The sequence below is a fragment of the Sulfitobacter sp. SH22 genome, assembly GCF_965641905.1.
Classification (GTDB): Bacteria; Pseudomonadota; Alphaproteobacteria; order Rhodobacterales; family Rhodobacteraceae; genus Sulfitobacter.
In genome coordinates, this window is record NZ_OZ282573.1 from 491232 (window position 1) to 504140 (window position 12909).

General features: G+C 55.6%; 11 protein-coding genes. 9 read left to right on the forward strand and 2 right to left on the reverse strand.

Annotated elements, in window-relative coordinates:
- Positions 1 to 127 precede the first annotated feature (127 nt).
- Entirely contained in the window at positions 128 to 1468 is a 1341-nt protein-coding gene (locus ACSQ13_RS04475) for a reverse transcriptase domain-containing protein (RefSeq protein ID WP_295512953.1), read from the reverse strand.
- A gap of 295 nt (positions 1469 to 1763) precedes the next feature.
- On the opposite strand from ACSQ13_RS04475, the gene ACSQ13_RS04480 reads away from it, so the two are divergent.
- Positions 1764 to 2696, forward strand: coding sequence for an IS5 family transposase (locus tag ACSQ13_RS04480; protein WP_435988115.1), 933 nt, complete (start codon positions 1764 to 1766; stop codon positions 2694 to 2696).
- Here the strand turns inward: ACSQ13_RS04480 and ACSQ13_RS04485 are convergent.
- Complete coding sequence (locus ACSQ13_RS04485) at positions 2677 to 3135, reverse strand: SLATT domain-containing protein (protein ID WP_367268345.1); 459 nt, start codon at positions 3133 to 3135, stop codon at positions 2677 to 2679. The genes ACSQ13_RS04480 and ACSQ13_RS04485 overlap by 20 nt on opposite strands.
- 615 nt (positions 3136 to 3750) lie before the next feature.
- On the opposite strand from ACSQ13_RS04485, the gene ACSQ13_RS04490 reads away from it, so the two are divergent.
- The 8 genes from ACSQ13_RS04490 (at position 3751) to kynU (ending at position 12893) form a co-directional block, all read left to right on the forward strand.
- Positions 3751 to 6045, forward strand: coding sequence for a bifunctional salicylyl-CoA 5-hydroxylase/oxidoreductase (locus tag ACSQ13_RS04490; RefSeq protein ID WP_295510395.1), 2295 nt, complete (start codon positions 3751 to 3753; stop codon positions 6043 to 6045).
- Entirely contained in the window at positions 6045 to 6764 is a 720-nt protein-coding gene (locus ACSQ13_RS04495) for an SDR family NAD(P)-dependent oxidoreductase (protein WP_295510392.1), read from the forward strand. The genes ACSQ13_RS04490 and ACSQ13_RS04495 overlap by 1 nt, the downstream gene beginning before the upstream one ends.
- Positions 6761 to 7231, forward strand: a complete 471-nt coding sequence (locus ACSQ13_RS04500) for a MarR family winged helix-turn-helix transcriptional regulator (protein ID WP_176250204.1) — start codon at positions 6761 to 6763, stop codon at positions 7229 to 7231. Before ACSQ13_RS04495 ends, ACSQ13_RS04500 begins: the two co-directional genes overlap by 4 nt.
- Positions 7224 to 8024, forward strand: a complete 801-nt coding sequence (locus ACSQ13_RS04505; protein WP_176250237.1) for an enoyl-CoA hydratase family protein — start codon at positions 7224 to 7226, stop codon at positions 8022 to 8024. Before ACSQ13_RS04500 ends, ACSQ13_RS04505 begins: the two co-directional genes overlap by 8 nt.
- 76 nt (positions 8025 to 8100) lie before the next feature.
- The gene (locus tag ACSQ13_RS04510) at positions 8101 to 9249 is read left to right on the forward strand and encodes an acyl-CoA dehydrogenase family protein (RefSeq protein WP_176250203.1); all 1149 of its coding nucleotides are present in this window, start codon (positions 8101 to 8103) and stop codon (positions 9247 to 9249) included.
- Positions 9250 to 9261: 12 nt separating this feature from the next.
- Entirely contained in the window at positions 9262 to 10878 is a 1617-nt protein-coding gene (locus ACSQ13_RS04515; protein WP_295510388.1) for an AMP-binding protein, read from the forward strand.
- Positions 10875 to 11702, forward strand: a complete 828-nt coding sequence (locus ACSQ13_RS04520) for a tryptophan 2,3-dioxygenase (RefSeq protein ID WP_295510386.1) — start codon at positions 10875 to 10877, stop codon at positions 11700 to 11702. The genes ACSQ13_RS04515 and ACSQ13_RS04520 overlap by 4 nt, the downstream gene beginning before the upstream one ends.
- Positions 11703 to 12893, forward strand: coding sequence for a kynureninase (kynU, locus tag ACSQ13_RS04525; protein ID WP_295510383.1), 1191 nt, complete (start codon positions 11703 to 11705; stop codon positions 12891 to 12893). It begins immediately after the preceding gene.
- Positions 12894 to 12909 lie beyond the last annotated feature (16 nt).

Consider the following 12909-nt stretch of genomic DNA (forward strand, 5'->3'; position numbering starts at 1 on the left):
GTGTTATAAGGTGTGAATAGCCTTTTAATATAGCGCTAGCTCCGAAATCGATTGCATCTTCACAGAAGCCCAATTCTTTAAAGTATTATTAGAGATATTAGTTTTATAATTTCTCTAATACTATACGTTATGAAAAGCTTCCAAGAGTGTCTCTTTCCATCTCTCTCACCTCACGAGAAACAAAGCGATTAAATATCCGTCTAATCTCAGCGTCTGATTTTCTGTCCAAGTTTCTAAATCTATCTGGAAAAACGCGATTTAACAAAGAAACAATATCTTCTCGCGAAAAAATATCAAAGTTCTGAAAGTACTTACTCTGTTTGTGGTTATATTTTACTTCGTGATAGGATTTTATCAGTTTCTTGCAGCGATCATAAGTCGAGCTCCCAAATTTAATATTGATCGCCTTTTTTACTTGGGCGTCAATTCGAGAAAGTAGCTGCTTGTCATTTATTTGAGAAAAGTAAAACATCCAACCAACATTACTTTCATTCAGTCGACATCCAGATACCCGAAGATTCAATCTCCAAATTGATCTCTCCAAGCTGTCTTCCGTGGCGGAGGCAATTATACGCATTAGGCTGCTAAGCAATTTCTTTTCGGTGCTTTTTCGGACAGATATTTTTGTCCCACAAAAATCATATCCCAAATACACCATACTTTCCAAAACGGAGGTGATCTCCGATTTTCCGCTGCCGATTGGGTGGGTATTTAACTTCTTTTTTCGCTTCAAGTCCTTAGCTATTAATGCAGCAAAGTGCTCTGCTTCAATCTCTGAAGTTATGCAAAGAATATCATCAACGTAACGGTGGTAGCTTAAGCCAAGGATATTGCCAAATTTCTCATCTATGCTCTTCAAATAGATTGACGCTAGTATATTGGAGATACTTAAGCCCTGAGGCACTCCAACTTTGTTTACCTTTGCCTCAGCTATTGCTGCACCAGTTGGCGTTTTAATTGCAGCTTCAATCAGCATTAGCGGGGCTTCGGATCGAACTCTGTTTCGAATATTCTGCATCAATATTTTATGGTCAATTTTATCGTAAAATGACTGTATATCAAGCTTTACAAATTTGTCGGTTGCTATTGAAGTCTGGGCAGACTTGATAGCTGAAGAAATTACTTGATGTGAGTGTTGAGGGCGAGCGCCATTAAAGCACTCTGCCAGAAAATTGTTGAGTGCGCGTAGTGTTAACTTATCCCTTATAGTTGGAATGGAGACCTGACGTGGCGGGCTTTCAGCATTTTTTATTATCAGTTTCTGCCGAAAAGGTGAGAATTTATACTGTCCACTCAACGCTCGGATCGAGATAAGGGCTACTTCACTTTCTCGATTTTCGTAAAACCGATCATAATTTGTTCCATCAACACCCCGTGCGCTGCTAGTGTTCAAATGGGTGTCTATTAGTTCAAGCAGCATCTCTCTTGAGAAATGACTTTCAAAAATATTTTGAGAAGTAATGTTCATTGTCCGCTTTCATAATTTAGCTATTAACAGGTTAATGCATCAATGAAAACGTGGCTAAAGCTACTGGCGTCAGAGCGAAGGCGGATGCAAAAAGGCGTGATGTAATCCATGAGGTAGCATATTTAATACGAAAAAAAATGGAAAATTCAATATTATTTCCATTGGGGTCTGTAAGGTTTTGTTTTCGGCTAAATATACTTGAAACTGCAATAGATAAGTAGTCTGATGTGGGGCTTTGTTGCACAAATCCTCGGATGGGATTCACTGTATGAATCCAGCGTGATAACTGGAAGGCATGAGCAGTTGGACCCCTACCAAATATAAGACCACGAATTGGTCATCCTACAATGACAGCTTGAAGCAACGTGGATCGTTGTCGATCTGGTTTGATCCAGAGATGGTTTGGACGCCGCCGCCAAGCGGCAAGCGCGGTCGGCAGCAACAATTCAGTGACGCCGCCATTCAGACCTGCTTGACGCTGAAAGTCCTGTTTGGCCTGCCGCTTCGACAGACAACTGGGTTCGTCCAGAGCCTGCTGCGACTGGTCGGGCTGGATTGGGCCGCGCCGGATTTCAGCACCTTATGTCGACGTCAGAAAACACTGAACGTGAGCTTGCCGTATCGCGGGTCCAAAGGACCGCTGAACCTGCTCATCGACAGCACCGGTATCAAAGCCGAAGGAGAGGGCGAATGGAATGCCCGTAAGCATGGTGTCTCCAAACGACGCATCTGGCGCAAGATTCATATTGGAATCGATGAGGAAACACTGGAGGTTCGGACGGTTGAGGTCACCAGCAGCAACGTCGGAGACGCTCCCATTCTGCCCGAACTTCTGAACCAAATCCCGCCCGATCAAGACATCGGCAGCGTCACCGCAGATGGGGCGTATGACACGCGTAAATGCCACGAGGCGATTGCCGCCAGAGAGGCCCATGCAGTGATCCCGCCACGCAAGAATGCCAAGCCCTGGAAACCGACGAGCGCCGGAGCTATTGCCCGAAATGACGCGGTCAGTGCGCAGCGATACTTGGGTCGCACTCTGTGGCGACGCTGGAGTGGATACCATCGCCGAAGCCGCGTCGAAACGAAGATGCATTGTATAAAACTACTCGGCCAATCGCTAATGGCCAGGGACTTCGAAAGGCAGGTCGCGGAAATCCAAGTCCGTATCGCCGTCCTCAACCGCTACACCGCTCTTGGCATACCCATCACTGAGCCTGTAAGCTAAGTCCGTCTGGGGGAAGGGGAAAAACGTCCTTCACCCGATTTGTGCAACAAAGCCCTGATGTGGAGTGATTTGGGTAATAACTCAATGTGTTGATATATCTAGCATTAAGGCTGCCCTCCGTGCCTGAATCTTCAATGCGGAGCCTTTGCAAGTCGAGGTAGCATGAGCGATGTTGAGCGGCAACTTCTCCAAAGCTGAATCCGAATATTAGAAGCGATATTGAAAGGGTGCAGATAGTTGTAAAAGTTAATATGTTTTCGAAGCTGGAAACATTGGTTTCATTCTGGAATAGCGCAATAAAAATAGATGATAATGCAAATAAAGCTAGGGTAATGTGAAAGTAATATTCCAAATATCTGTTTCGGATCTCAGCGTTCATATGGCAACGTTCAGTGATCCAAATACGGTTCCTCAGTTTGTCTATTTGATCTTTTTCCATTTAGTCTCCAGATTTGGACGTGCGGGCGCAACAATTCATAGATTTGATCCTCTTGCGAAGATAGATGAGACATGAGCCCCAACCAGTTTTCACTGTTTACTTACAAAGACTACACGAAGGTAGCCGAGCCATAGGCTACCCGCCCGCACGAAATTCAACGCTAGTTAAGTAATTGGTTGTTTTCAATAGGCATACTGCTACTTTTGCGAGTTTTTGTCGTGGTCGAGTACATCTTAAACAGCTTCCGATGCAGAGCGGCTACTGAGGACTGTATGCCCATTCAGGCTATGTTGTTAGCTCATCATGCGCGGGGCCTTGAAGGTAACACATTAAGTTACACGGAGGAAAATGGTGGCTTGAAGTTATCCTTACTATCAGTAGCTTAGGGGAATGAACATCTTCACCACTCGCCGTGTGGGGGCACCACTCATCTTAAAATTTCGCTTAACAAACAACGCATAGAAGCGTTTCTGCAGCCTTCGTGTTGGTGCACGGTTCGGCTTGCGCGTCCGGACGCTCTGCGACTAGGTATTTTAGGATTAAAATATATATGCTTGAAGAAAAAAGCGACTCACTCTACCGTCACGGTTAACGACACCAATCGGGAGAGACGGGATGCGTGCAATATGTCTGGGGGGCGGGCCTGCGGGGCTGTATTTTGCGATCTCGCTCAAACTGCGCCAACCGAATGCAGATGTCACCGTTCTGGAACGCAACAAGCCTGATGACACCTTTGGCTGGGGTGTGGTTCTGTCAGATGAAACGCTTGATAACCTTGAACAAAACGATCCTGTCAGTGCTGCTGAAATCCGCAGCCATTTCGCCTATTGGGATGATATTGCGCTCCATCACAAAGGGCAGGTGATCACGTCCTCCGGTCACGGGTTTTGCGGGATCGGGCGCAAAAAGCTACTGCTGATCTTGCAAGACCGCGCCCGTGCCCTTGGCGTTAACCTGCAGTTCGAAACCGAAGTGAAATCGGCATCCGCCTATATGGATGACTATGATCTGGTCGTGGCCTGCGACGGGTTGAATTCAAAAACACGGCTTGAATTTGAGGACACATTCAAGCCCGATATCGATGTGCGCCGCTGTCCCTTTGTCTGGATGGGCACGCATCAGAAATTCGACGACGCCTTTACCTTTATCTTCGAGAAGACGGACAAAGGCTGGGTCTGGGTTCATGCCTATCAATTCGATCCCGATACGGCGACTTTCATCGTGGAATGCTCGCAGAAAACCTATGATGCCTACGGCTTTGGCGAGATGACCCAGCAGGAATCGATCGCCACCTGCGAGGAAATCTTCAAGGACCATCTGGGCGGTCACAAGCTGATGACCAACGCGGGGCATATTCGCGGGTCGGCCTGGATCAAATTCCCCCGTGTGTTGTGTGAAAAATGGAGCCACGAGAATGTCGTTCTGCTGGGCGATGCTTCGGCTACGGCGCATTTTTCCATCGGGTCGGGCACGAAACTGGCCTTGGAATCCGCAATCTCGCTGGCGAAACATGTGACGGATGATGCGGATCTGGCGACCGCCTTTGAAAAATACGAGGCCGCGCGCCGTTTGGAAGTGCTGCGCCTGCAATCGGCCGCGCGCAATTCGGTCGAGTGGTTCGAGGACGTGGAACGCTATCTTGATCTTGATCCGGTGCAGTTGAACTATTCGATGCTGACCCGCAGCCAACGCATCAGCCATGAAAACCTGCGCGCCCGCGATCCGAAATGGCTGGGCGGGGCAGAGGCGTGGTTCATGAAGCAAGCGGGCGCAGGCACCAATCTGCCCGCCCGCGCGCCGATGTTCGCACCCTTCCAATTGCGCGATATGACACTGGAAAACCGCATCGTGGTATCGCCCATGGCGCAGTACAAGGCGGTCGATGGCGCGCCGACCGACTGGCATCTGATCCACTACGGCGAACGCGCAAAAGGCGGGGCGGGGCTGGTTTATACCGAAATGACCTGCGTATCGGCGGACGGGCGGATCACGCCGGGTTGTCCGGGGCTGTATGCACCATCGCACGAGGCCGCATGGAAGCGGCTGACCGATTTCGTCCATGCTGAAACAGATGCGAAAATATGTTGCCAGATCGGCCATGCGGGCCGCAAAGGATCGACGCAGGTCGGTTGGGAAAAGATGGATGCGCCCTTGCCGTCGGGCAATTGGCCGTTGCTGTCAGCCTCGGCGATCCCGTGGTCGGATGAAAACGCGGTGCCAAAGGCAATGACCCGTGCGGATATGGACGCCGTGACGGCACAGTTTGTCGCCGCAGCCGAAATGGCCGACCGCGCAGGGTTCGATATGATCGAACTGCACGCGGCGCACGGCTATCTGGTCTCGTCCTTTATCTCTCCGCTCTCGAATACGCGTGATGATGACTATGGCGGCAGCCTTGAAAACCGGATGCGCTATCCGTTGGAGGTCTTTGCCGCGATGCGTGCTGTCTGGCCCGCAGGCAAACCGATGGCGGTGCGTATTTCGGCCAATGACTGGGCGGGCGATGACGGGGTAACCCCTGAAGAAGCCGTTGAAATCGCAGCGTTGTTTGACGCGGCAGGGGCGGATATCATTGACGTTTCAGCCGGACAGACCTCGACCCAAGCCAAGCCAGTCTATGGCCGCATGTTCCAAACCCCGTTCTCGGACCGGATCCGCAACGATGGCGGGATCAAGACGATGGCGGTCGGCAATATATTCGAGGCCGATCACGTGAATTCAATCCTCATGGCGGGGCGGGCCGATCTGGTCTGCCTTGCGCGGGCGCATCTGGCCGATCCCTATTGGACCTTGCATCAGGGGGCCGCAATTGGCGACCGTCAGGCGGTCTGGCCAAAACCCTATGAGGCGGGACGAGATCAGGCGTGGCGCAATGCCGACCGCGCCGCAGAAATGGAAGGGCGTGTCTGATGGTTAGAGTACTTGTCACAGGGGGCGGATCGGGCATCGGGCGCGCCATCGCACGGCATTTCGCGCAGGACGGTGCACATGTCACCATCGTGGGCCGCCGGATGGACGCGCTTGAGGAAACCGACGGGGGCCGCGGCATGACGTGCCGCATCCTGGATGTAACCGACGAGGCATCGGTTCAGGCGCTGTTCGACGCGCCCTATGATATCGTGATCGCCAATGCAGGTGCCGGTAAACCCGCCAAGCTGCGCGACATGACGCTGGCCGACTGGCAATCGACGCTGGACGTGAACCTGACCGGCACCTTCCTGACCTTCCGCGCCGCCTTGGCAGGGATGCAGGCAGGAGGGCGTCTGATTGCCATCGCCTCGACCGCCGGTTTGCAGGGCGGGCCCAATATCTCGGCCTATGTGGCGGCAAAACACGGGGTGATCGGGCTGGTGCGCGCACTGGCCAAGGAAGTCGCCCGTGACGGCATCACCTGCAACGCGGTCTGCCCGGGTTTCGTGGATACCGATATGGGGCAGGCGGCGGTGAACAACGTGATGACCCGCTTTGATATCCCCCGCGAAAAGGCGGAAAAACTGGTTGTCGGCGGCAACCCGATGCGGCGCATGATCACCACCGACGAAGTGGTGGCGGCTGTGGCATTTCTTGCCTCATCCGGCGCGTCGATGGTCAATGGCCATGCGCTGTCGGTATCGGGCGGCGAGATATGAGCAGCCCGTCGAAAGATCGGCTGCGCCTGTGGTTGCGGTTGCTGCGGCTGACCCGCCACGTGGACGGGCACCTGCGCGACAAACTGCGGGTCGATTTCAAGACCACCCTGCCGCGCTTTGACGTGATGGCCGCCCTGTCGCGCCACCCCGAAGGCCTGAAGATGAGCCAGCTTTCAGGTGTGTTGCGGGTGTCCAACGGTAATGTCACCGGTATCGCGGATCGTTTGGCCGACGAAGGGCTGGTAGAACGGGTTCCTGTCCCGGGGGACCGCCGCGCGATGACCTTGCGGCTGACACCGGCAGGCAATGTGGAATTCGCACGCCAGGCCAACGCCCACGAGGGCTGGATCAACGAGATGCTTAGCGGGATCAGCGCGGCAGATGCCCGCGCCATGGCCGCGCAATTAATTGTGGTGGCGCAAGCTGCTGAAAATAAGGAAAAAATAAATGACCCAAGCCATGCGTAGCGACGTGAAACACTTTCTCTGCGAAATCAAGGACGGCATCGCCACGGTCCGTCTGGACCGCCCAGACCGCAAGAACCCGCTGACCTTTGACAGCTACGCCGAACTGCGCGACTGGTTCCGTGATCTGGTCTATGCCGATGACGTGGATGTGGTGATTTTTGGGTCGAACGGCGGGAATTTCAGCTCGGGCGGAGATGTGCATGACATCATCGGGCCGCTGACGCGCATGAACATGAAAGACATGCTGCGCTTTACCCGTATGACCGGCGATCTGGTCAAGGCCATCGTGAACTGCGGCAAACCGGTGATCGCCGCCGTGGATGGTATTTGTGTGGGCGCAGGCGCGATCATCGCCATGGCATCCGACCTGCGGCTGGCCACGCCCGAGGCAAAGACGGCGTTTTTGTTCACCCGTGTCGGGCTTGCGGGCTGTGACATGGGGGCCTGCGCGATCCTGCCGCGCATCATCGGCCAGACCCGCGCGGCAGAGTTGCTCTATACCGGGCGGTCCATGTCGGCGGAGGAGGGCGAACGCTGGGGCTTTTTCAACCGTCTTGTGGCAGGCGATGCATTGGAGGCTGACGCGCTGGCGCTGGCGCAGCAAATCCAGTCGGGTCCAAACTTTGCCCATATGATGACCAAGACGATGCTGGCGCAGGAATGGTCGATGTCGATCGAACAGGCGATCGAGGCCGAGGCGCAGGCGCAGGCGATCTGCATGCAAACCGGCGATTTCGAGCGCGCCTATAACGCTTTTGTCGCCAAGCAGCGGCCCGTGTTCGAGGGGAATTGAGCGGTGGTGTTTGATGTGAGGACGGGAGCCTCCGGCGGGAGTTTATCTGGCAAAATGAACAGGGGGGCGGGGCGTCATGTCTGACCGCAGTTTTCTGGATTGGCCGTTTTTTGAGGACCGGCATCGGGCGTTGGCCGATGATTTGGATGTCTGGTCCGCGGGGGCTTTGGCCGGCGTGGATCATAGCGATACGGATGCGGCGTGTCGGTCGCTGGTGGCGATGTTGGGCGGGGGCGGTTGGTTACGCTATTCCGGTGCGCAGGGCGGTGAGGCGCTGGATGTGCGCAGCCTGTGCCTGATCCGCGAAACCCTGGCGCGGCATGACGGGTTGGCCGATTTTGCCTTTGCCATGCAGGGGCTTGGGACCGGTGCGATCAGTCTGTTCGGGACCCCTGAACAGCAGGCCGAGTGGTTGCCCAAGACGCGGTCGGGCGCGGCGATTTCTGCCTTTGCCCTGACCGAGCCGCAGTCCGGTTCCGATGTCGCGAATTCTACCATGACGGCGACGCGGGATGGGGATGACTATGTTCTGAATGGCGAGAAGACCTGGATTTCCAATGGTGGGATCGCAGATGTTTACACGCTTTTTGCGCGGACCGGAGAAGCGCCGGGCGCGCGGGGGCTTTCTGCCTTTATCCTGCCCGCCGCTTTGCCGGGGTTCGAGATTGCCGAGCGCTTGCAGGTGATTGCGCCGCATCCTTTGGCGACCTTGCGTTTCACCGATTGCCGCGTGCCTGCGTCCGCCATGCTGGGCGCACCGGGGCAGGGGTTTGCCATTGCGATGTCGGTCTTGGATGTGTTCCGCTCGACGGTTGCCGCGGCCGCTTTGGGTTTTGCCCGCCGGGCGCTGGACGAGGCATTGCAGCGTGTGACAACGCGCGAGGTGCAGGGCAAGCCGCTGGCGGATTTGCAGATGGTACAGGGCCATATCGCGGATATGGCTGTGGATGTGGATGCCTCGGCCTTGCTGATTTACCGCGCCGCCTGGCTAAAGGATCAGGGCGCGCCGAGGGTCACCCGCGAGGCGGCGATGGCCAAGCTGTTTGCCACGGATCACGCGCAACTGGTGATCGACAAGGCGGTTCAGCTGTTTGGTGGTGACGGGGTCCGTCACGGGATGATGGTGGAAAGCCTGTACCGCGAAATTCGTGCGCTGCGCATCTATGAGGGTGCATCGGACGTGCAGCGGGTTGTTATCGCACGCCAGACCATTGGCGCGATGTAGGGAGAGGTGGACATGCAGCCGTCAGGACATTTCGATAGGTTTTCACGCGACAACCTGCCGCCCAAGGACAGTTGGCCGGACCTGCTGCTTGACGGGTTCGACTATTCCGATCGCTTGAATATCGGTGTGGAACTTACTGATTCAATGGTGGAAAAAGGGTTCGGTGATCACACTGCGCTGATCGGAAATGGCCGCCGCCGGACGTATAAGGAACTGACGGACTGGACCAACAAGCTGGCGCGCGCGATGGTCGAGAACCTGGAGCTGAAACCCGGCAACCGCGTGTTGATCCGGTCGGCGAACAACCCTGCGATGGTGGCCTGTTGGCTGGCGGCGACCAAAGCGGGGGCGGTGGTGGTAAACACCATGCCCATGCTGCGCGCCGGAGAGTTAACGGCGATTGTCGACAAGGCCCAGATCAGCCACGCGATTTGTGATACGCGGTTGATGGATGAAATGACGGCCTGCGCCAAGGGGTCTCAATACTTGAAATCGGTTGTGGGGTTTGACGGCACCAGCAACCATGACGCCGAACTGGACCGGCTGGCGCTTGAGAAACCCGTTCAGTTTCACGCGGTTGATACGGCTGTCGATGATGTGGCGCTGCTTGGGTTTACCTCGGGTACGACGGGCAGCCCCAAGGCGACGATGCATTTTCACCGCGATTTGTTGATCATCGCTGACGGCTATGCCCGCGAGGTTTTGCAGGTCACACCGAGCGATGTGTTCGTAGGATCGCCGCCGCTGGCGTTTACCTTTGGCCTGGGGGGGCTGGCGATCTTTCCTTTGCGCTTCGGTGCGGCAGCGACCTTGCTGGAAAACGCGTCACCGCCGAATATGATCGAGATCATCGAGAAATATAAGGCGACTGTGTGTTTCACGGCCCCCACCGCCTATCGCGCGATGTTGGCGGCGATGGACCGTGGTGCCGATCTGTCAAGCCTTCGGGCGGCCGTCAGTGCGGGCGAAACCTTGCCCGCGCCTGTTTACCACGATTGGCAGGAAAAAACCGGCAAGCCGATGCTGGACGGGATCGGCGCGACCGAGATGCTGCATATCTTTATCTCGAACCGGTTTGACGATCACCGCGCGGCCTGCACCGGCAAGCCCGTCGCCGGATACGAGGCCAAGGTAATTGGCGAAGATGGTGCGGAGCTGCCGCGCGGAGAGGTCGGGCGGCTTGCCGTGCGGGGGCCGACAGGGTGCCGCTATCTGGCCGATGGCCGGCAGGCGGTTTACGTCCAGAACGGGTGGAACATCACCGGTGACAGTTTCAGCATGGACGCCGATGGATACCTGCATTTTGCCGCGCGCAACGATGATATGATCATCTCGTCCGGGTATAATATTGCGGGTCCCGAGGTCGAGGCGGCATTGCTGTCGCATCCTTTTGTAGCGGAATGTGCCGTGGTCGCGAAGCCGGACGAGCAGCGCGGCTCCATCGTGCAGGCGCATGTCGTTTTGACCAAAGGCGCACCAAAAGATACAAGCACAATCAAGCTGTTGCAGGATCATGTTAAAGCGACCATTGCGCCGTTTAAATATCCACGGGACATCCGTTTTATTGATGTTCTGCCGAAAACCGCGACAGGGAAAATACAGCGTTTCGCGCTGAGGGAAAAAGAATGAGCAGTTTTGAAGAGGCCTCAAAAGGGGCAAGAATGGATTTTGCCAAGGACATGTCCTATGGCGATTATCTGGGGCTGGATGCGATTTTATCCTCGCAGCATCCGCTAAGTGATGCCCATGACGAGATGTTGTTTATCGTGCAGCACCAGACGTCCGAGCTGTGGATGCGGCTGGCCATTCATGAATTGCAGGCGGCCCGCAGGGTGATGCTGTCGGATGATCTGGCGTCGGCCTTCAAGATGCTGTCGCGCGTGGCGCGGATATTTGAACAGCTTAACAGCGCGTGGGATGTGTTGCGCACGATGACCCCCAGCGAATACACCGCGTTCCGGCCGTCTTTGGGCAACTCCAGCGGGTTCCAGTCGCACCAATACCGGCTGGTCGAATATCTGCTGGGCAACCGCAACGGCGCTTTGATGCAGGTGCATAAACATAAACCCGATGCGCTCAAGGCGTTGCAAGACGAACTGGCGCAACCCAGTCTGTATCAGGTCGCAATTGCGCATCTTTGCAAGGGGTTAGACCATGCGCCCCTTGCCGGCGATCCCGGCACCACAAACTGGGAGGCCCGCCCGGCGGTTCAGGATCTGTGGCAGCAAGTCTATGAAAACCCGTCGAAACATTGGGCGCTTTACGAATTGGCGGAAAAGCTCGTTGATCTTGAAGATTACTTTCGCCGCTGGCGTTTTAACCATGTCACGACCGTAGAGCGGATCATCGGTTTCAAACGCGGGACGGGGGGGACCAATGGTGTAGCCTATCTGCGCAAGATGCTCGAAGTCGAACTTTTCCCTGAATTATGGCACGTAAGAGGAGCGCTTTAAGTGGCTGATATACTGAATAAAGAGGCGTTTTTCCTGCCCGGGGGCGTGATCTATCTGGATGGAAATTCGCTGGGGCCGCTGCCGCGCGCCGTGCCTGCACGGGTGCAGGCGATGATGGCGGATGAATGGGGCGAAATGCTGATCCGCGGCTGGAACAAGGCCAACTGGATGGAGCAGCCTTCCCGCGTCGGCAATATGGTCGCGCGCATCATCGGCGCGCCGGACGGGTCCGTCGTCATGGGCGACACGCTGTCGATCAAGGTGTTTCAGGCGTTGTCATCGGGGCTGAAGCTGCGCAAGGACCGCCGCGTGATCCTGAGCGACACGGGCAACTTTCCGTCTGATCTGTACATGGCCGAGGGGCTGGTGAAGCTGCTGGAGCAGGGCTATGAGTTGCGCACCGTGGCCCCGGAAGAGGTGGCGGATGCGATCAGCGAAGACATCGCCGTGGTGATGTTGACCGAGGTGGATTACCGCACGGGGCGCAAACACGACATGAAGGCGATGACCAATCTGGCGCATGCAAAGGGCGCTGTGATGGTCTGGGATCTGGCCCATTCGGCTGGGGCTTTGCCGGTGGATATGGCTGGATCGAATGCTGAATTTGCTGTGGGCTGTACCTATAAATACCTCAATGGCGGCCCCGGCGCGCCCGGTTTCATCTATGTCCGGCCCGATCTGGCGGATAGCGTTGAACCTGCGTTGGCCGGATGGTTGGGACACCGTCAACCCTTTGAATTTGATCTTAATTACGCCCCCGGTAACGGGATCGAGCGGATGCGCGTGGGCACGCCCCCTGTGATCCAGCTGACCGCCCTCGAGGTCGCGATGGAGCTTTGGGCGAATGTGGACATGAACGATCTGCGCGCCGCGTCGATCGCGCTGCAAGAGCAGTTCATCGCCGAGATCGAACGTGATGTGCCTGCGCTGACGCTGGCCAGCCCCCGTGATCCGGCGATCCGGGGCAGTCAGGTGTCTTGGCGCTTTGAACAAGGCTATGCCGCGATGCAGGCCGTCATTGACCGTGGTGTGATCGGCGATTTTCGCGCGCCTGATATCATGCGCTTTGGCTTTACCCCGCTTTATATCGACAGCGCCGACGTGACTGCGGCGGTCAAGATCGTCGCCGATGTCATGAACAACAATCTGTGGGACGACGATAAATATAAAGTAAAGTCGCGGGTTACTTAAGCCCGCACTGCTTGAC